Annotated in this window: 17 protein-coding genes and 1 pseudogene; 2 read left to right on the top strand and 16 right to left on the bottom strand. The window is 39.8% G+C overall.

Annotation, left to right across the window (positions count from 1 at the left end):
• Positions 1–373: GMC family oxidoreductase N-terminal domain-containing protein (locus tag AC1DWN_RS12435; RefSeq protein WP_477559213.1), on the bottom strand; the 373-nt coding region annotated here is incomplete at its 3' end.
• A 240-nt stretch (positions 374–613) separates the two neighbouring features.
• Here AC1DWN_RS12435 and AC1DWN_RS12430 point away from each other — a divergent pair.
• Positions 614–853, top strand: coding sequence for a glycine zipper domain-containing protein (locus AC1DWN_RS12430; protein ID WP_477559212.1), 240 nt, complete (start codon positions 614–616; stop codon positions 851–853).
• 138 nt (positions 854–991) lie between these two features.
• Here AC1DWN_RS12430 and AC1DWN_RS12425 read toward each other — a convergent pair whose 3' ends face one another.
• From AC1DWN_RS12425 to AC1DWN_RS12410, 4 genes are all read right to left on the bottom strand, one after another.
• Positions 992–1,153 (bottom strand): hypothetical protein, encoded by a 162-nt coding sequence (locus AC1DWN_RS12425; RefSeq protein ID WP_477559211.1) that lies wholly within the window; start codon positions 1,151–1,153, stop codon positions 992–994.
• 230 nt (positions 1,154–1,383) lie between these two features.
• Positions 1,384–2,043 (bottom strand): class I SAM-dependent methyltransferase, encoded by a 660-nt coding sequence (locus tag AC1DWN_RS12420; protein ID WP_477559210.1) that lies wholly within the window; start codon positions 2,041–2,043, stop codon positions 1,384–1,386.
• 232 nt (positions 2,044–2,275) lie between these two features.
• Positions 2,276–4,888 (bottom strand): phosphoenolpyruvate synthase, encoded by a 2,613-nt coding sequence (gene ppsA / locus AC1DWN_RS12415; protein WP_477559209.1) that lies wholly within the window; start codon positions 4,886–4,888, stop codon positions 2,276–2,278.
• A gap of 304 nt (positions 4,889–5,192) precedes the next feature.
• Positions 5,193–6,158 (bottom strand): metallophosphoesterase family protein, encoded by a 966-nt coding sequence (locus tag AC1DWN_RS12410; RefSeq protein ID WP_477559208.1) that lies wholly within the window; start codon positions 6,156–6,158, stop codon positions 5,193–5,195.
• Between the two features lie 417 nt (positions 6,159–6,575).
• On the opposite strand from AC1DWN_RS12410, the gene AC1DWN_RS12405 reads away from it, so the two are divergent.
• Positions 6,576–8,075 (top strand): copper amine oxidase N-terminal domain-containing protein, encoded by a 1,500-nt coding sequence (locus AC1DWN_RS12405; RefSeq protein ID WP_477559207.1) that lies wholly within the window; start codon positions 6,576–6,578, stop codon positions 8,073–8,075.
• Between the two features lie 547 nt (positions 8,076–8,622).
• On the opposite strand, the gene AC1DWN_RS12400 is transcribed toward AC1DWN_RS12405, so the two are convergent.
• From AC1DWN_RS12400 to AC1DWN_RS12350, 11 genes and pseudogenes are all read right to left on the bottom strand, one after another.
• Positions 8,623–8,877 carry a hypothetical protein gene (locus tag AC1DWN_RS12400; protein WP_477559206.1) on the bottom strand — a complete coding sequence of 85 codons (255 nt, stop codon included), beginning with the start codon at positions 8,875–8,877 and terminating at the stop codon, positions 8,623–8,625.
• A 393-nt stretch (positions 8,878–9,270) separates the two neighbouring features.
• Positions 9,271–9,579, bottom strand: a pseudogene (locus AC1DWN_RS12395) (zinc-binding dehydrogenase); the annotation flags it as partial.
• Between the two features lie 178 nt (positions 9,580–9,757).
• Entirely contained in the window at positions 9,758–10,219 is a 462-nt protein-coding gene (locus AC1DWN_RS12390; protein WP_477559205.1) for a carboxymuconolactone decarboxylase family protein, read from the bottom strand.
• A gap of 127 nt (positions 10,220–10,346) precedes the next feature.
• Positions 10,347–13,517: an ATP-binding cassette domain-containing protein gene (locus AC1DWN_RS12385; protein WP_477559215.1), complete on the bottom strand. Its 3,171-nt coding sequence runs from the start codon at positions 13,515–13,517 to the stop codon at positions 10,347–10,349.
• A 251-nt stretch (positions 13,518–13,768) separates the two neighbouring features.
• Positions 13,769–14,179 (bottom strand): SRPBCC family protein, encoded by a 411-nt coding sequence (locus tag AC1DWN_RS12380; protein WP_477559204.1) that lies wholly within the window; start codon positions 14,177–14,179, stop codon positions 13,769–13,771.
• The gene (locus tag AC1DWN_RS12375) at positions 14,176–14,502 is read right to left on the bottom strand and encodes an ArsR/SmtB family transcription factor (protein ID WP_477559203.1); all 327 of its coding nucleotides are present in this window, start codon (positions 14,500–14,502) and stop codon (positions 14,176–14,178) included. Before AC1DWN_RS12375 ends, AC1DWN_RS12380 begins: the two co-directional genes overlap by 4 nt.
• A gap of 257 nt (positions 14,503–14,759) precedes the next feature.
• The gene (locus AC1DWN_RS12370) at positions 14,760–15,908 is read right to left on the bottom strand and encodes a copper amine oxidase N-terminal domain-containing protein (RefSeq protein ID WP_477559202.1); all 1,149 of its coding nucleotides are present in this window, start codon (positions 15,906–15,908) and stop codon (positions 14,760–14,762) included.
• A gap of 195 nt (positions 15,909–16,103) precedes the next feature.
• Positions 16,104–16,508: a GNAT family N-acetyltransferase gene (locus AC1DWN_RS12365; protein ID WP_477559201.1), complete on the bottom strand. Its 405-nt coding sequence runs from the start codon at positions 16,506–16,508 to the stop codon at positions 16,104–16,106.
• 28 nt (positions 16,509–16,536) lie between these two features.
• Positions 16,537–17,574, bottom strand: a complete 1,038-nt coding sequence (locus tag AC1DWN_RS12360; protein WP_477559200.1) for a serine hydrolase domain-containing protein — start codon at positions 17,572–17,574, stop codon at positions 16,537–16,539.
• Between the two features lie 217 nt (positions 17,575–17,791).
• Entirely contained in the window at positions 17,792–19,345 is a 1,554-nt protein-coding gene (locus tag AC1DWN_RS12355; RefSeq protein WP_477559199.1) for a DUF5050 domain-containing protein, read from the bottom strand.
• 441 nt (positions 19,346–19,786) lie between these two features.
• Complete coding sequence (locus tag AC1DWN_RS12350; RefSeq protein WP_477559214.1) at positions 19,787–20,476, bottom strand: CHAP domain-containing protein; 690 nt, start codon at positions 20,474–20,476, stop codon at positions 19,787–19,789.
• Positions 20,477–20,900: the final 424 nt, after the last annotated feature.

Below are 20,900 nucleotides of genomic sequence, written 5' to 3'. Positions count from 1 at the left end.
CTCGATCAGGAGACCAGAGAGGCCCGAGCAGCCTTTCCCATTCTTTAAATACCTGGCCTGTTGGGCGCACGTACTGTTCTCCGTTAATCGATGAACCGCCTCCCAAGAGACGTCCTGTTGTCCATTCAAACGTACGATCGTCCAACCCCGCTTGCGGGACACCTTCTCCTTGCCAAAAATACTGAGGAAAGAACTGTTCTTCCAGCTCAGAAGCCATCGTCGAGTCGCTTATCGGTTTGTCATTATCGTTGTTTCCGCCCGATTCTAGAACAAGGACGGATGTTCTTTTATCGTCGGATAAGGTTTTAGCGATTACTGCTCCTGCGGGTCCTGTACCAACAATAATGTAATCAAAAATTAATTTTCTTTCCATCAAAACTCTCCTTTAAATAATGGGCTAATGTAGGATATTAGGTTTAGTTGTCTCATGTGTCTAAAAAATAACTTGCCCTGTACACCCTACACCCAGAGGGAAGATCGACTTGGAAATCAATTTAATAACGGTCTCAATGTCATTAAGATGTTTATTTATGAATCCTTCAGCTTGGTTAGGGTAAGATAAGTAACTACGCTACAAAGTAGTAGTGTTCATAAAAATGAGGGAGTGAGATGGATGACAAAAAACAACGATCGAAATCGAAACAGTGGCTCTGACCACAACACGAACAATACGGATGGCRTTGACACTGGAGAAGCTGTAGGAACCGTGGGTGGTGGTGCCGTGGGTGCTGTTGTGGGTTCTGCTTTAGGTCCTGTTGGAACCGTTGTAGGTGGAATCGTAGGCGCAGCGTTGGGCAATAAGGCGGGCGAAGCTGTTGAAGGTAACGACGAAGATACACACAGATCAGAATAGTCTGGTAAATTATACGAAAAGCAGGGCTCAGGGTTTTCACTGAGCCCTCGATTGCTTGTTAGGTTACTGAAGACCGCATTACAGTCTTTTTAATGGGCATTAGTCCTCTTAATATGAATCAATTCATGTACTCGTTATCTAAGCGTAATCAYAATCATGTATTTTTAAATGCGCCAATTTTGCGTTCAATTCCTCAATTTCTGTTTCCATACGTGCCGTTTCTGCTATACGCTTAGCGCGGTTCTCGGTAATGACCTCTTTCAAACTCTTTTCGATCGGAAATTTGACCATACTATTCATGAAAAAATCCCCCTTTTCATAATCGTACCCAAGTTCGTTAAGAAACTGATTGTCAGAAACGGATCGCGATGAGCTGATGCTGGTTTGTTAAACTATCGTTACCCGTTTAGCAGAATAGGCTTTCTTATTCGTCCTAGACTGTCACTGTTTGATTGAGCTAACGTTCCCCGTTATAGTAATGACTATTTTTTTCGTACTCAGTAGGATACATTTTTCTATAAGGCTATGTTTTAGAATAGTGTTGAAAGTATATGATTTTCTTTATAGTTTTTTCTTGCTTTTACAATTATAAAATTTATTTGAGGTTTATCATTCATGTTCTTATTTGGCTCGTCAATTTCTGAAAACTCTACCAGTCCATATTTTTCAAATTCTTGTTTTATGGAGTCAGAATCATAAAAAAACATTTTTACGCCTTCCATTATCTCGAAGTAGTCTTTATCCAATTGTTTGCCCTTTCCAAACATTGGAGCTTTTTTTGAGACAGTTGTAAAAATCATATATCCATTTGGCTTTAACTGATTATAGCAATCCTTAATAAACTTATCTCTCTCACGATCATTCAATAAGTGAATAAGTGCATAGCAGAATATACCGTCATAGAGTTTGTTATCAAAAGGCATGTCAGTTACTGAACCATGAAAAATACTAATATCAAGCCCGTTTTGCCTCGCCAAATCAATCGCTGTTTTTGAAATCTCAATACCTGTTACATTTATTCCATTGTCAATAAAAACCTTTGCATTTCTGCCATATCCAATACCTGGTACCAGTATGTCCTTAACATTCCTTTCAAGGAAAAAGTCCTTTGTCACGATTGCGGAGTCTGTAGGTTCAAATCCCCACATCGTTTGTTTTTCTATAAAACTTGATTCCCAGAATTCCGTCATAACTCTATCTCCTTTATGTCTTATTTTAAATGGGATGCTATCTTGCTTGACGCTAATGTTAAATTCAAGTAATTTTTATAGTTGGAATTACTGAATCCGGGTACCGACGGGTAAATACGGCTGTCTAGTGCTGTCATAAAAGGACGAACAGGGTAACCGCCCTTTTATCCATGACAGGTTACATTTAATGCCGTCCATTATGACAGAGGCTCTTACTTGACGTATTCAGCCATTACAATATTTCGATATAACCTTCTGTTCCATGCACGCGAATTCGTTGCCCATCTTTAATTAGTTTAGTAGCATTTTCCACTCCAACAACTGCTGGTAAGCCATATTCACGTGCGATAACTGCTCCATGGGTCATCAGTCCACCAACTTCGGTGACCAGGCCTTTAATGGATACAAACAATGATGTCCAGCCAGGGTCAGTAAAGGCAGTGACTAATATATCTCCATCTTCCAGATCAGCATCTTCCATGTTTAAGATGACACGTGCTCGTCCCTCTATAACTCCGGCAGAAACAGGTAGACCTACAATCGCTTTGTCTGGCAGATTTTCTCGTTTGTACTCACCCGCAATGATTTCACCATCAGACGTGATTACACGTGGGGGAGTTAGTTTTTCAAAAAATTTGTAATCGTCTTTTCGTTTACTGATGATCTGATAATCCAGTTTATTTATGCGTACAACTTCGTGAAGTTCTTCATAAGTGAGATAGTATATATCTTCTTTTTCATGAATAACGCTAGCTTGTACGAGTTGTTCGGCTTCTTTCAGTAAAGCCTGCTTATAAACGAAGTAGCGATTAATCATGCCGTATTTTGGATATTCACGATAACCGATGAAATTCCGAATTAAGCTGATCACTCGTTTTGTCTCTTCAGCTTTTTGTTCACCATCCGGTAATTTCTTCAATCGATTTAATAACTCTTGTTCTTTTTCTAAAGCTTCCTGTCGCCCTTGCTCAAATTTCCGATTGCCAGCATTAGGCTCAAAGTTTTTGATATTACTGAGAATCATGGGGACAAGTGTAATTGGTTTTTCACTCCAACGAGTTCTCGAAATATCGATTTCACCGGCACATCGCATTCCGTATTTGTTGAGATAAGCATATATAGCGTCTTGAGTTTCCTGTCCACCATCAAACTTAACCAGTTCATCCAAGAAGTTATCATCTTTTACATGTTGTAAATAATTAATTACATCTGGATAAGGACGAATCACATCTGCGACATCCAATAGCGCTAGACCCATTTTCGAAGTAATATTGTTTGGTACAGATTGAGAAAGCGTATCTGCTGCGTTTTTTTCACCTAACCACTCGTACATTTTTTCATTGATCCATGACGTAGCATTCATAGCAGTCATAAAAACCTTTGAACTTTGTGGGTCAAATAAGATCTTCTTTAATTCCTGGAGATCTTCCAGAATAAAATCAAATAAATTTGCTCCTGATTTCGTTTGGATGTTTTGTTTTAATTCTTCTATCGATGTTTGACTGTTCTTAATCAAATCAGAAACGATTGCCGGATCGTTTTCGATTTGTGCTTGAAAACTTGCAGACGACCTATCTTTACTGCTATTACCGGGACTCAGTTCTTTTCTATCATCTGGTAACGATGTTATAAAATCTCGCTCTATTAGGGTCATAAATGCGTCTTTTATGAGCGGATCGGATTTTCCCAGGGTATTTAAAAAAGTTTCTCTGCTGACAGGTGAAGCCAGCATATGTGTAACATCAACAAACAACCTTCCACCAGCTTTACGCATGGGTGCAGGAGTCGTTAACAGGTAAAATGACAGTCCCAATGGTTTCATGGGGTCGGTCATCATTTGTTGATGACCGACAGATACATAGACGTGATTTTCTTGATCATTCGCTTCAGGGATGGGGTATAAAGTAGTGATTGGCCGACTCTGGACAATAAAAAATGTATCATCAACCAAACACCATTCGATGTCCTGGGGGCAACCAAAATAAGCTTCGATCTGTCTTCCGATGCGTGCCAGTTGTAGAATTTGTTGTTCAGTAAGTGTTTGAGTTTTTTGCTGATTAGGATCGATCTGCTTTGTCTCTGTTCCGCCTTCTTTTAGTCCATAGATAGCCAATTTTTTGGTTGCTATCCTCTTATTGACGATTTCCCCTTCCTGTACTTTATAACAATCGGCAGATACCAAGCCAGAGACCAGCGCTTCTCCAAGTCCAAAACTGGCATCGATGGATAGCAACTTTCGGTTGGAAGTAATTGGATCAGCGGTAAATAAAATTCCTGAAGCGTGTGGGAAAACCATCCTTTGAACGATAACGGATAAATAAACTTGACTGTGGTCAAATCCATTTTGCATACGGTAGATTACCGCGCGATCCGTAAATAGGGAAGCCCAACATTTGCTGATATGCTGCAAGATTGCTTCTTTGCCGATGATATTTAAATAGGTGTCATGTTGACCGGCAAAAGAGGCATGTGGTAAATCTTCAGCAGTCGCACTAGAACGCACTGCATAAGCATGTTCWTCACCAAGCTGGGAGAGATAGTGAGTAATTGCTTTCACAACATCGGTAGGAATCTCTACTTCTATAATTATTTGTCGAATCTTCCTGCTGATTTCACCAATTTGATCTCGATCTTCTACTTTTAGCATTGTTAGTCGATGCAACAAACCATGATACGTTTCGTTTTGTACAATGGCTTTTTGATATCCCACAGTTGTAACACAAAATCCTTCTGGTACTTGTATTCCTTCAATTTTTGATAATTCCCCTAAATTTAACCCTTTTCCACCAACGAGCAAAAGCTGCGTCATTTCCATTTCCTGAAAACCGAGAACCAAAGAACTCATTCGATATCTCTCCTAACCATTAAATTGAGAAAAAACATTTGACAAGAGTTCACCGGCATGATAATATTGAAATGTAAGATGAAATAATTATGTTCGTGTGACTCACAGAAGTCGTAATCTGATTATATCATCGTGTCTGTTTATATACAATATAAAAGAACCTGATAAAACTACTCAGGTTCTTTTTTGATTTCCCACTATCATTAGTCACATTAAAAACCATGGTTCGAGCCGAACTCCGTCAATGCATAGTTCCCTATCTGTCCTATGCAGTCTAGGAAATCCTGAAGTTGCACYGGGTATATCAACCACTAATTAACAATGGGCTTAATACTCGTCCCTCCGGCTGGTGCTGTGGCTGCTCTGTAATCAAGACTCCTCCCGACAATCGAATCCAGGAATTAAAGCCTCTTTTTCCTTCTCGCATCTGTATGATCCGAGCGCCCTTAGCGGAGTTATTCTTGCTGTAGCCTCCAGTAGCTCGACCATAGGTAAGTCGAATTCCGTGGAGATCCCCATAATAATCATTCCCGTGGTCATGACCAACAAAAGTACCCATCACATCACCCATTTCATATAATGCTGCAAACAAGCCCGTATTGAGATTCGGGCAGCATACCTTTTCCCACTTCGTTCCATGACAAACATGATGATCCCACACCTCATCATACTCCGGAATCGGAATATGGAAGAAAGCAAGAGCAGGCAATGGACTTCCGTTTGCATGGGTTAACTTTTGGGATTCTCGGATATACCAATCGATCTGGTTCCGTGCAATCGATCCCCACCCGCCAAGCGGAGACTGGTCACCCGAATCAAATGCATAGATAAGCGCAGCTGTATTCCCTTCTCTGCTTCCACCAATCTTCAGTACATAATTCCCTATCCCATTAATCTCTTCAGGTCCTCCCTCAGTTAGACATAACGGACTTTCCTGCAGAGACTCAAGTAATTGTTGATTGTTTGCGTTTCCTTGCCCGTCATGATTCCCAAAAACCGTTGCCCAAGGAATCCCCCGGCGGTCTGCCGGCTCAACCACCTCGCGAATAATACTAAGGGTGTCGCCAAGACCGTTCTTGCTGATGCTATTGCCGGATACGAGATCGCCGGAATAAAAGACAAGGTCGGGCTTTTCGAGATCCAGCACYTCCTCCATCAGTTGCATGGACGCTGCATCCTTTTCCTCACCATATGTACGATGTATATCTGTAAATTGAACAATTTTAAACATACCCTCTAAATTAAACTTCAAATGTATGGTATTGGACATAGCTGCCTCCATATCAATTTCTGATTTGTTTACTTTTGAGCTCGAACTTTTATCTGATAAGTGATTTTTTTCGATAACATATCTGGTCTTTTTTCAAGAAGTGGTTGAGCATCTTTAAGCGTAGAAATTGGTAGTTTTCCAACATTGACCTCTCAAAGGATTTTAGACATTCTCTCATAGTCTCCCTTGCTAATCAAAATTTCTTTTTCCACGGGATTTGAATCGCAATTAGGATGCTGGGCATAGAAAACACAGTTCCCCCTACAATTAGTGCGGCCGTAAAATACTCCTTTCACACAATATATTCCGAACATTTTCCGCTTTGAATTGCAACCTTTTTACTTTCCGAACGTCTTGTTAGTGGAAATATATAGTTATATTAGTAAGTATATACTCTAAATGAAAGGATGGTAAGTCATGAATCAGGGTTCGACTTTAGCATATGGGAGACGGATTACCAAGTTAATGATTGCGTCATCCCTCGTTTTCAGCGCAATCGCCGTTGTTCTCCCTACGAATATTCAATCTGCCGAAACTGCAYCCGTCAAGCTTGCCGAAGGCAAGCAAGCCGCCGAGCGCGCCAAAGAATTGAACTTGCTTCCACAAGAAGCAATCGTAAGCAGTATAAACAAACGCTCCGGCGAAGTTTGGAAAATCGATTATGAAATGCAAAACCGATTAGGAGAGATATGGCTGAGCAGTTTAACAGGCGATGTGATCCAATTTTCCGAACATAATTTCGATGTCTCTAATGAAAGCAAGGGGAAGGTAACTTTAGACGAGGCAGTAAAAATCGGGGCTGAGTTCATAAAAGAGCAGCCATGGGAGATTGAGAACACATGGATTCACAACTCCTATCCTTTATCGGAGTATCATAACCGCGAGGAACCTAATTGGATTCGATTCGACCGCGCCTATAACGGAATTCGATTTGAAGGTAACTATTTTTATCTACTTGTAGATTCTATGACAGGACAAGTGACAAACTACAAAGTGTTTTGGAACAAACAAACGTTTGAAGCCGCCGATTCGATAATGTCCTATCAGGCTGCTGCTATGAATTTCTATAACGAACAAACACCTTTCCTGCACTGGAACGAGAACTCTCAGCCTAAGAAGCTGACCTATTCCATGCATGATTATTACTTTATTAATGAAGCCGGCGAGTTCTCATCCGATTACAACCGGGAAACGCCCCCTTTCACAGACAAAATAAAGCCTCAATACGAGTCTGAACTCGCGAAGCTCCGCTTATTGTCTAATTATGAATTGGAGCTGGTATACAAACCGGACGGCAAGACCAATAAACCGTATTATATGCTGCGAATCAAGCCTGGCGTTCCGCTATTCTACTATGGAGACCAACCGTCCATTGACGCGAATACAGGTGAATGGCTCGACTTTGTAAACAAACCCGTCGATCATCCCTTCCCTCCTGCTAGTGATTGGCTGATCGACGCTGTAGTACCGTCCGGAAGCATCAGATATAAAGCGGCGATTGYTTGGAACAACGAACTGCTTAAGTTGGATAATGAACCTCTGGTTCAAAATGGATTCACGCTAGTACCGTTTCGTGAGTTGCTGGAGAAAATGGGAGCCGACATCTCTTGGGATCCCAAGGCGCGCGTCGTGACTGCCAACAAAGACGGCACAACGATAAAGCTGCCGATAGATTCCAATACCATTTATGTAAACGGGAAAGCGCTATCTACCACTCCGGCGCGAATAACCGGAGGCCGTACATATATCCCCGCGCGGCTGGTGCTCGAGACTTTTGGCGCGAGGGTTGGCTGGAACACCGATTCGCGGCTGGTGCTGGTCGCGACGGAGGATGGCCTACCGGATCTGACGAAGGCGGGGATAAAACAGCTTCGTTTTCAAGCCCAATTGAATTGGCTGGAAGCGAAGTTGAAGTAAGACCGCCGTAGGTAAGGAGGATCGGTAAAGTAATAAAGAATAAGAAGCAACCTCAATGGCGGTTAGTTGTTTTTAGATTTTATTGTGGTAATCAAACGAAAAATTTTCAGTTGTTCATTGACGTAATCTCCTGTTAGCCTAGAAAAGGCAGCCAATCGATCTGGTCGGCTGCCTTGACGTATTTATTATGCTATCCTGTCAGTTAGCTTCACTTAATAATGAAAGGGAGCAGCTGCCGCAGAAAACTGCCTACTATTTGTTCAACTGACGTTACCCGTTAGAATTCCTATAGAGCATTATCTATCGTCCCTTATCAAGTTGACAAATTTAACGAATAAGTGAGCCTTCTTGAGAAAACTTAATAGCACTTTGGCAATTTTACATATTCTATACATTGTACATTGACAAGAATATGTACCGATAAAACAAAAAAACCGCGATTTACGCGGAAAATAATCGGCTCATATTCTTGTCAACCGACAATTTCTTCATCCCTCTAATAAAACTCGACTTTCATAATAAAGAAAGAGGTAAAACGCGCCTCCTTCTATTTATTTGAATTGGAATTATAAACCGCTGCTTCTTCATCACTTAAAGTGTAGAATTTTGTTACCCTTCGAAGAAAGGTAGTGCCGTCAGCAATTTTTACTATATCATCATTGTATGCAATAATTGGCAAAGGAGGTCTCAATCGCATAAGGTCCTGATAGACCATAATAGGCTCTTTTTCTAACATCGCATTACGAATATCGCTATCAGTTCTTAACTCTTGTCCAGCTGTGAATTGAGGTTTCCCACTCATATAAGAACGCTACCTCCTTAGATTTTGTAAAGTAAATGGCTGTGTAGCTGGTTATTGGATTTGGATGGTGGCATTTGAGTTATTAGGATATCCCGTCAACTTAAAGATTATTCAATGAAAATTTTACAAACTTAATTAAATTAAAAAATTGTATATAAAATCAGGACCTCATGAAAAAAATACACTATCCTACGATAATCCAATCCGCTTGGCTGATCACATTGAGGTTGTGCTCGATGACAATTACAATGTAACCCATCAAATATTAGCAGAACAGTTGGGTTCATTGTTAAGTGAATAGAAGTTTAAATATCCAGTTATAAGAAAGGAAAAGATGGGCTAGCCAGTAATTGACCACCCATCTCTAGCAGTTGATCTAAATTTTAATAAATATTACATAGTGGAAATATCGATAACAAAACGATAACGCACATCACTGCGCAGGACACGCTGATATGCTTCGTCCACTTGATCAGCCCGAATAACTTCAATCTTTGGTGCAATTCCGTGTTGTGCAGAGAAATCGAGCATCTCCTGAGTTTCACGAATTCCACCAACGAGTGAACCAGCAATGCTGCGACGACTCATAATCAATGAAAAGACATTGTATTGATCTGGTTCGGCTGGTGCACCGACATTAACCAGTGTTCCATCTACACGTAGTAAGGACAAATATGCGTCTACGTTAAGATTTGCAGATAATTTGCGAGTGCCTGACGTTAACATTTTAATACCGACGAAGAAAGGCAGCAGATCTCAGATCTGCTGCCTTCTTGGTTAAATTCACTTGGGCAATTATTCTCAATAAAATGTGAAATAAGGACCCAACGAAAGTGTTTTTGGTTTGTATACCTACCTGAGGTCGGTCTGTGAAAATCTATTATTTACGTTCGGCCGGCTGATATTCACCAGGTACCATACCCGTTGAAATCGCTATTCGATTCCAACAGTTGATTGCATTAATCGCCATAATTAAATTGACAAATTGGCCCTCATCAAAATGTTTGCGGACTTGCTCATACAATTCCTGCGGCACGCCAGCATCTGAAATTTTGGTCACAGCTTCCGTTAATGCTATTGCGGCACGCTCCGCTTCCGTATAGAACGGTGCTTCCCGCCATGCGCTAAGCATATACAATCGCTGCTCTGTCTCCCCGGTCGCACGCGCATCTTTCGTATGCATATCAAGGCAGTAGGCGCAGCCATTAATTTGCGAGGCACGAATTTTAATCAGCTCCAGCAGTTTGTGGTCAATACCGCTCTTTATCACATACCCTTCTAATTTCAAAAGTGTTTGTAAAGCTTCGGGTTGCACTTTGATATAATCCAGTCTGATTTCCATGAGCCATTACACCCCATAAATTTTTTGTTGATAACGTAATTAATACTTTCATAGAAAAAAATCATTTGCAATTCATTATTACAAACGAGTTTTCTTCACTGACTGACATCTAGCACTATATTCTAGTTTAATTGTTTTGCTCAAGGAATTGGTAAATCGCCATCATTTCTTGTTTATTCAACTCACGAATACGATTGAAAATTGGAATATCTGCAACAGTATCAAGATTTAAGCCTTCAGTAACAACATCACTTACTTTGCCAGTCAACCATGTTTGTACATCTATGCCATCGACGATTTCCGTACGCCCTTCATCATTGATGCCACTTGCATAACAACTAACACATGGTATCGTTAATTTATAGACGCCATCATGAAGCCCATCTTCCGAAATTACTTTCTTTCCTTTACAGAATGGACATGGTTGACTTGCTTTGATTTTATTAATTAAGGTGACAATTTTTTTGTAACCAAACGCTTCATAGACATAGGTCAGTTTTTTGTATTTTCCATTAGTGAAATACTTATCAATGATGGTTTCTCTTGTTTCGGTGATATTGGCAAAATCACAGATGCTGATCCGATTATTAATGCTGATGGATTCGATACTGCCGCTAATACTGCCCCAGAATGGCAGGACATTTTGTAAAACCATTTCATAGTGCGCAAAGCTTGCCAGCTCTAGTTCAAGCATTTTCAGGGCGACTTGTGTTTCCCTAGGCAATAGAGAGACATCCTCCGTCAAAACCATATCGCCGCCGACAATGTCTTTCATTTTTTCTAGCACCTGTAATCCACCAACGGTTTTCATGACTTGATCAATAGGCTGCTGAATAATCTCACGAATATCCGTGTCGCCAAATTTTAGCTTTTTATGATGATTTAACACAGTCCCTTGACAGATTGGACAGGTAATCATTTCTTTGGATTCTTTTATATGCTCTTTTATAATCGATTTGGATATAAATATATAGTTTCCAATGATGTGATTAAAGCCCTCCCAAGTCCTCGAAGCCTTGCTTGCTTTATCATAAAATGACTTTTCCCAATACCCGTATAAAAAGGTAAGTTTTTCGGCTTCGGTCATCTCGTTAAAACTTTTGCTTATATCCTGACCAAGCTCATTCTTAATCTCATCAAAGATGAATTGTATTTTTGAAAATTGATAGAACTTTAAAACCTCCATCGCATCTGGATGCAATAAGCCATCCCAGAATGGCACGGTTTTGTCCTGAATAACAATATCAAAATCAAATTTCCCAATCACTCGGCGACCCGAGCAGCATGGACAATGATTGTCTTGATAATAGAAATCGAAGCTACTCGTATCTTTATTGGTTGGATGTGCCGCTACAATATGGTTGATCAAGCCACCAATTTCATAGAGAAAACTATATTGACTATATAGGTGCCGTTCCAGATCAATGGCGATGACGGGTGCAAGTGTATCAGATTCGTATTCACCATAAATGAGACGGGCCATTGATGATAAGCTTTTTAAGATACCACCCTTATAGACGTTTTCTGCATTTTTAAAATAGGCAACTTGATTTTCTTTTAAGTAGTTAATTCCATTATTTTGATTAAGTGTTGAAAAAATTTGCGATGGAGTAACAACGTCTGCATTGTTTTTATGACGATAATAATCATCATGACTGACGACATCAAGATGCTCCACAGGTGCAAGCTGTCTTTTACCAAAATCAATGATAAAATCAGAGCTTTCTAGCATATACGAATTATGCTCAATCATAATAATCGAGACAGATTCATCCTGCAGAATGACCCTTACGCTGTCAATGAATTGATTTAAAATATTTTGTGATAAGCCCTTTGAAGGCTCGTCAAAAATAAAAAGCGTATTTGGGTTTCTTGAACCTGCAAATAGCTCAGAAACTAAATGGACACATTGAAATTCACCGGTCGATAATGATTGTGTTTTTCTTTCCAACGTCAAATAACCAAGTCCAAGCTTGATCAATAAGCTTAAGCGTTTATGCGCGATGTCTTCATTTGGCAGTTCTTCAATAATATCTTCAATCGAGCGCTGAAAAATATCATCAATATCGTCACTATATTTTGTAAGCTTCTTTTTAATATCAAGAAAAGTCGCAACAGTTGACCGACTGGTAATCGATTGGTTTCGATCTTGCCCTACTATTATCAGTTTATCTTTAGGATATCGCTTTAGAAAATCTTTGGCCATACACTCATTGACAAGTGTAGATTTACCACATCCGGACTCACCCGTAAAAGTTACAAGTCTATTTTTAGGAATCTGAATTTCGGCCATTTGAATATTACGACAGTAAAGATCTTGAAATTGATAGTATTCTGTTGGAATTGCTTGATTTTGTTCCCAACTGATTGGTTCTGGTCGTGGTGATTCTTCAACTATTTTCCCACCATATTTACCACTACCAGGTCCAAAAAACAAGTGCGTATCCGCTGTGTCGAGCACCGCGTCTGAATGGTCAATGAACCAAATTTGATTCTTATACCCCAATTGTTTGATCTCTTCTAAAATTCTCAATAGTGTTTGGTGATCAAGACCCACGGAGATTTCATCAATAATAATAACGGTATTTTCACTTGTTGCCATAAATTCTGCCAAATAAAGTCGTGTTAATTCTCCACCTGACAATGTGCCCATAATGCGATTTAGTGTTAAATAACCAATATTCATATTGATTATATTTTTTAGAATTTGTTGTTTACCGTCACTAATTTTTAAAACTTCTGCTAGTGAAAAAATGGTTTCAATGCTTAAATCGTTGATATCGGAAATACTCTGTCCTTGATCAAATAATTCGATTTTATATTGCTCAACTTCTTGACTGTAGCGCTTCCCCTTGCACTTTTTACATTCGATATTTTTAGTAGTTCCGCGACCTTTACAATCAGGACACCAGCCTAATTCATTATTAAATGAAAATACTTCTGGAGAAAGATTAAATTTTTCAGCAAGAGCGACACGAATCTCTGTAAACACGCCAGTATGCGTGCCAATTGTTGAACGTGGATTTGAAGAAATGGATGATCTCCCTAGAAAAAGAACAAGTGGCATTTCTTCCATCTTGATGGCACTGAAATTGGTTTCCATAATATTAGGAAATAAATACTGATATTCAGCCTTTGGCAACAAGGAAACGAGACGCTTCTTGGATTCTTCGCCAATTGTTTGACAAAAAGTTGTCTTACCAGATCCAGACAAACCGGCAATTGCTAGCGATTTATCTACTGGTAGTACTGCATCTAATTTTTTAATATTGTTCGCAATTAATTGATTTATTTTCACAGTGATATCCACTCCATTCTCTAAAATTTCAATTACCAATTTCTAAACTTCTTGTTATTTAACACAATCCTTTATTTCATTAAAAATGACGCTTTCCGTGTCCGGAAAAGCGCCCTTATCATAAAGCAAGAGCACAATTCTTGCTACGGAATTGCGCCCTATTGTTGAAGAATGGTTTATTTGTATAAAATGATTAATAGGTTATTCCTGAAAAGCAGTCATCATTGAGGATGAAGAAGTCATTATTACAGTTATGCTAAGACTTTCCCTAGCTGATCACCAAAGTTCTTCCAAGCGTATGTTGCTCCCTCGATGGCACCCTGGCGGGCTTTTGTTTCTTCACTAAATCCAGATTGATCGAGATGTAGATGGATAATTCCTTCTGAACCTTCTTTCAAAGTCCATGTAATCGTAGTGCTTTCTCCGGCACTTAACCAAGTGTAAGATAATATATGAGGCTCGGCCACTTCGAGCACCTCGCAATCTACAATTCCATTCCACCATTCGGAAGGCTCTGTCCGAAATTGAAATTTATGTCCAACGACTGGCTTGAAATCATTATCCCAAATCCATTTCGCAAGAGTATCCGAATCAGTTAAAGCGTTCCACACCTGCTCGATTGAACTTGTAAATTGAAAATCTAATGATACATCTKGTTTCATTTTTTTTCCTCCAATATAAGATTTAATTTAACCATTCTTTCTTTCCAGAATCCTTCGTAAAAAGATACCCAATCTTTAATTTCTTTCAATGGAGTGGCATTCAACCGATACCTCGTTTCTCTACCAACCTTTCGAGTAATTAAGAGATCTGCATCTTTAAGGATAGCCAAATGCTTAGAAACTGCTGTACGACCCATTTGAAAATGAACCGTTATCTCATGTAGTGGTAATTCTTCAACATTAGCCAACATTTGAAGCAATTTTCGCCTTGTTGGATCGGCAACAGCGTCATAAACATCCCTAACCTGACCTTTATCGTTCAAAATCACCCCCACCTTTTCATTATTATTTCCAGTGATGTCATTGAATAATCTTCATAAATACCTAATAGGACACCTTTTGTTGTCTAATTGATTATAGGACACCGAAAGGTGTCCTGTCAAGTTCCCTTGCTATCTTTCGGTTAGACATTTAGTTTAATTCACTCTTCCACATTTCCTTATGTAAAAGCGATCAATCTGGATACAAAAAACCTTACGAAACGTCGGAACGTTTTGTAAGGTCTCTTTAAAGATTTCCATTAGTTCAACTTGTAAACTAATTCCGAGCTTGTGTTATCCGAGAACGAATAATAGCCCAGCTCCAGTTTGTTTCCATTGCGTGTCACGATATGAAGTCCATCCCATTGTTCGAATAATGGGTCGTTCTTGTCAAAGGACGCGTAAATTTCCCACTTCTCCTTATCCAGCAGCACCTCGGCCAACCTGACGGTCTCGTTCGTCTTCCTGTTAACAAGTGTCAACCAACCTGTTGTGTGCGGGCGTACGACCATGTAGTTGTCATCATAGAATTCCACCTGAAAGCTGGTGTCCTCATACCCGGTAATCGCAGATAGATCGTGCTTTGCCTGCACCCCAGCATGGTTCACCTCATATAAGATTGATCCGTCGAGCAAGAGGGCGCTCCCGGTGAAGGACCAATCGATTGGGCGGACAGGATGGTTTGAATATTGCACTATTGTATCCAGAGTCAACCGATCATTGCCGTCCAGAACCATTTTGTAAATATCGTTGTTATTGTTTCGCTCCCCGTAGTTGTCCTGAAACTTCAGTACTACTGAATCATTGGACAAAGATTCAATCATCACCATGACATTCCCATTAATTTTTGCCTTAGTATCGGCGACCAGCTTTACGTATTTGTCCTGCCTGCCCACGTACAGCTTACCATTTGATCGATCCAGCCAATATCCTGCATAGCCATAATAAATGTAGAGAAACGGATTCACCATGTTGAGGTCAACTCGCCGTTCCTTTGCATTCCAGACAACATTTGCGCCTAACGCTTTGGCAATGAACCGTATTGGGACATATAGGGTACCGTTCCTGTTATGTGGAGCCGCTATCAGAGTGTGTTTGGCACCGTTGACGAGCGCTTCCTTGCTTCCGAGTTTCAGTTCGATTCTTGTGTCCGGGTTTTGAATGACAATTCGTTTCCCTTCCGGAATCCACGTCGTTGAGTAGCCTAACATTGTGCCTGTTTCCCTGAGCGGAACAAAGACTGAACCTTCTAGTAGCATAGGTGAATGGCTGAAGCCTTGCTCGCTCTCGTTATTGATAGAGATCGTTACCGGCTTCGTCTCAGCACTTGCTTGTACCGGCCATTGAAAGCTTACCATAAGGATTCCTGCTAGCAGGAGTCTCGCAAATTCCTTCTTCCCAATCCGCATTCTCTACCCCCCCTTCCCACTATCCGAATCTTCCTTTAAGATAGACGAATAGAGGTTGATGTAAGTTACTTATTTTAATTAAATTTATATCATTTGGAATAAAAAGTGCGTTTCGCCCTTCTATGCAGCGACCATTTCACTTCACTTCTCTATCAGCTATCCAAAATACATCAATGTAAATTCTATCAAAAAATCTTAGAGATATTTTGTTAGTATTACTTCAAGAGGTTGAGTCTCCAAAAGTAGACATCCAGCATCACGATATCCCATTTTCCTATAAAAATGTTGTGCTTCTTCATTAGATTGCGTCGACGTCATTATTAGTTTAAATCCTCTTTGGCGCATAATTTCTTCCCAATGCAGTACAACTTTCTTACCGATTCCTTGTCCTCGATATTTTTCATCAATCCATAGCATGTTCATAAAAGGAATGTTATCCCAAAAGTATCCATATCTCATCCAACCAATTTCTTTTTCTGAATCTCTAAGTATAAAGATCTCCTTTTCTTTAATCTTCGTTTTTACAAGTGTCTCAGGAATATGTCTATCGTTTTCAACAATGTACTTATAATCTTTTTCCGCTGCCAATTCTATCTTCATTGGAAATCCCCCTTCGTCAACCTGTTGTTTAACTGTCGATACCTGTTTGCTCACTTTGTATATGTTCATCAATTTTAGTTGCTATTGATCCAGCACCATTATCTATGTTGGCTAATATATGGGCATATAATTTTGATTTTGGGTACATTGAGGATTGCATTTCAACCCCAGGATCACTTCCCATCACAAAATATTTAAATATCTCATTATTTATTATCAGTATCCATACACCATATCCATAATGTATATAATCGTTATCTTTTATAAGAGGTGTTAACATTTTTTCGGTTAGTGGTTTCGATAATAATCGGTTGTCCATCAATGCGCTCCAGAACTTAGATAAATCGTGAGCTGTAGTAAAAGCACCACCATCTGGGCCACCGACAATCGGTACTGAATAAATATTCGTTTTCCAAGTCAACCCACTGTTTATATATCCGAATGCTGTTCGTTCGGGTAATTGATTCAAATGAAAGTAACCTGAATCATTCATCTCACAGATGCGGAAAATATTTTCCTCCACATAATTCTGAAAGGTCATCCCTGCTATTTGTTCTACTATTAACCCAAGTAAAATAAAGCCGGCATTACTATAAGAAAACCGATCACCGGGAGTGAATTTCATCTTATTATTTTGAAACATGGGAAGGAAACATTTTGGAGATGTGATGGAGTACATAGGTACTGATTTCCAAAGATCTCCGTAATTGCTCATGAATTCTTCATCAAAATAATCGGGTATCCCTGAGCTGTGAGTAAGTAGATGATGCACCGTTATTTTCGGATCAAAGTTGGGGAAAGGAATCTCTAGGCAGTCTTTTATAAAAGTATCAAAGTCTAATAGCCCTCTCTCTACGAGCTGACAAATGGCCACTGCGGTAAAAACTTTGCAGCCTGATGCCATACCGAACCGTGTGTTAGTCTTATTCTTTATCTTGTCACTACGATTTGCATAACCATAGCCTTGTTTGAATATGATCTCTCGTTCGTTTTCAATTAATATTGCACCAGAGAAGGGTATAGTCTCATTCTTATTATAGTCGTTAATGATATCCTCAATTTGCATATGTAATTTCACACCTCTACTCTCGTCAAAATGTATGATTCAATCATACTCGATCCTCTCACAGGCTGGGAAATATAGTTCATGTATAACTGAAGATTACTGCTCATTAGGAGCTTCAAATAATTGACTTGGTTTGCAGAAACATCTGTACGATACTAAAACAGAAAAGCAGCCGGTCGTTTTGACCGACTGCTGTTAATATTATTCGGAATTTCGTTTAACGAATAATTTTTAGAGAAGAATTTTTAGAATTTTGGAGCAATATCCCATTATCGGACGTAAGAAGACGTTTAATTGGTTCTGCTACTTTAAGCAGCAAGCTCCCTTCACTGTCCAGTAGTACGACGCCATCGTTGCTTCCAAGCAGGCATACAAGTTGTTTGTTTATCACTTGAACACTGGTAAACGGCGTTGTCGATAAAAGAGTATCTTTTCCACTTGTATTAACCTTGTACAACTCAAACTGCTTTGAATCTTTCTTCGATGTGTAAAATAGGTTGCCGTCGATACTGTCAAACCATGACACAGCATGTTCGGACAGCTTTGTCTGATTTGTTCCTTCCAACGTAGCTGAATATAACACGTTGCCTTCGTCATTGTTCGTATAGTAAAGCTTGTTATTCGCAATCCGGAACCAGTTGGTTGACTCATCAACAATCTTCTCTGTCTTATTCGTTTTCAGGTTGATTCTGTAGATGAAATAGGGGTCATTTGCAGCTCTATTTAATAATACGTAAACGTAGTCTCCTACGACAGTCGTTGCCGATAGACCATTCTCACTCTCAGAATGAGCGAACCTCAAGGTATCCAGATCCCCAACACTTTTATATTTGGTACCTTCCTTAAAATATAGGTATCCAGATTCATTATCAAATCTATTATCGATAATTAACGTACCGAAGGGCGTATCCCGGAAATCACGAGAATATCCCGTATCGACCACCTTCGTCTTCCCATCATCACCAATTCTGATGAACACATCTGAACCCCCACTCCCTGAGCCACGATGATAAGAAAACCACAGCGCATGATCGCGGATTATAAAGGCTACATCATCCTGCCGAAAGTCCGAGTCTTTGTCGAAGGTATAAGAGTATATCTCTTTCCTGGCAGACAGCTGATTTACTGGAGCTCGATAAATATGGACTGAGGTGGCCTTTGTGTCCACGAAATAATAATGCCCCTTAAAAAGGGCAACATCGTTATCTGTAGCAAATGCGGGAAGGCCAACCGTTTGCAACTGAGGGTTATGAGACGTAATACTAAGTCCGCTGGCGGCTTTCCATTTATATTCCCATCCGAATTCGTCATGCGCAAAACGCCAAGTCAGTGGGAAATATGTAACGTTCCGGAAGCTTAACAACGGATATTTTTCTTTAGAGTTGTTTATCACCTTACCATTGACCGTGATGGCCGATGTAGATATCTTGGCGGAGTACGTGGTCGCATTGCGACTCTTGGACTTGTAAGTCTCATACGAAGAGGTTACCTTGCTTTGCTTAATGTTTAATCCAGCTGCCGACGACCAAATGGCCTCCAAACCAAGCATTCTGGTATCATTCCAGGTCATCGGAATATAGGTAACATCGCGATAAACCAGCAGTGGATATTCCCGGTACTGATTTTCTACTGTATGGCCATTCAGTTTCACCTCAAAATTGGGCAGAGTAACCTTCACGCTATTTTCTGCGGCCTTAATTTGTCCCGCAGGCATCAACAAGCCTACCAATAATGAAAATACGATCGCATATCCAGTCCATTTCTTTCTCATTGTGTTGCATCATCTCCTCTCAATATCAATTAAACGCCGTGTAGTGGTAAAAAGTTACAAATGAACGTTTATTTATTTCATTTGGCTTGAGGTTAGCTGATTAGTCATTCACTATATACTGGAAACCGATAAAAGAGAAAGAGCTCATTTCTCCCTGTACTAAGGGCAAAATGAGCTCTAGCTATATCATTTTAGTCGAAATTAATCGTCGAACTTTATAAGTACCGATAAACAGATTATCGTCGTGAAAAGCAATGATTAACCTATCATAATATTCCCTCGTTAGAACGTTTCGCAAGCTAAACTCCGAATAATAATGATTATAGAGAACGGTTAGTTTGTTATAGTATTTTAATGATATATTTTAAAAATTTAGATGAAAGTATTGCATACGAAAACCAATAAAACCATAACTCGCTGAACGTTTTACCAAAAAAAGTTTTAACTACTTTGGATCGGTGTATACTCCCCAGTGAACTGGAAATGATAGCCGTTGTCTATTCGGATATATCCGAGAATACAATGACCCCTATCCCTATAAAGAACGCTGGAGAAGTTTTTATTGTCATTATTACCTTCTGCAACCAATATTTTATTATCATCACATATAAGAACAATCCCGATATGATCATGAGAATCATCGGTTAGAAGCTTCTCGTAAATAACAATATCACCACGTTGTGGATTAAAGCCATCATGTTCGTCGTGATAGAAAAAGCCGGTTTCAGGTAACTGGGCCCAATCCAACCAAGCGCCAACCCCAGCTAATCGGTAAGTGCTGTTCGGATATCGAATTGGTAGTAGAATTCCAACCTGCATACAGCAGTAGTATACGAATGCTGCGCACCATTTCCCTTCAAGTACGTTATAGATATCTGAATCCGGCCAATACTTGCAAATTTCCCGAAAAAGTTCATCTTCCGGGATGCCAATAATTTTTTGCGCTGCAAGCATCTCTGCTAAATCAGCCAGCTTAAGACGTCTGTCTTCAGCGTTCCGGTTTTTCGTTCCCTTGTCGATGTTGGATTCCGCTTTTACATGCTCGTCCGGGATTCCCAATTCAACAAACACATTAGGTAGTCTTTGTATATCCGCCATTGATGGATCGTTTCCAGTATTCTGAAAGTTCATCTGCAATAAAATAGCATCCTTAATAATTTCTTCGTAGGGGCCATGGACTCGATGTCTATCTTCTTGATAAAAAATCGAGCGAAGAATGACAATCAGCTCTTCGTTGGTAAAAGTTTGGATGCCGCGTATTATAGGTCTTACAGCATCTGCGCTGTTGGGACCAGGGAAATCTTTGATCCCGGTTTTATAGAAATAAAAATCGTGGAGAAACCCAGCAATCGCAGCAATTTCCGAATCTTGTCCTCTCTTTTCAGCAAGAATCGAAGCAAAAGTTGAAACCCCAGACAGATGATCCCAAGCCTCCTGTTTCTTGGTGGGACTCTCTACTATAAGAAGATTTTCATGAACAAGACCTCGAATACTTTCAAGTCACTTAGAAAAAGCCTTCAATTTGAAGGCTCATTAGCTAAACGATCTTTAAGAT

The organism is Paenibacillus sp. P4_A7 (genome assembly GCF_056402455.1).
The sequence above is the reverse complement of the archived record's forward strand: the minus strand, read 5'-3'. Positions and strand labels throughout refer to the sequence as shown.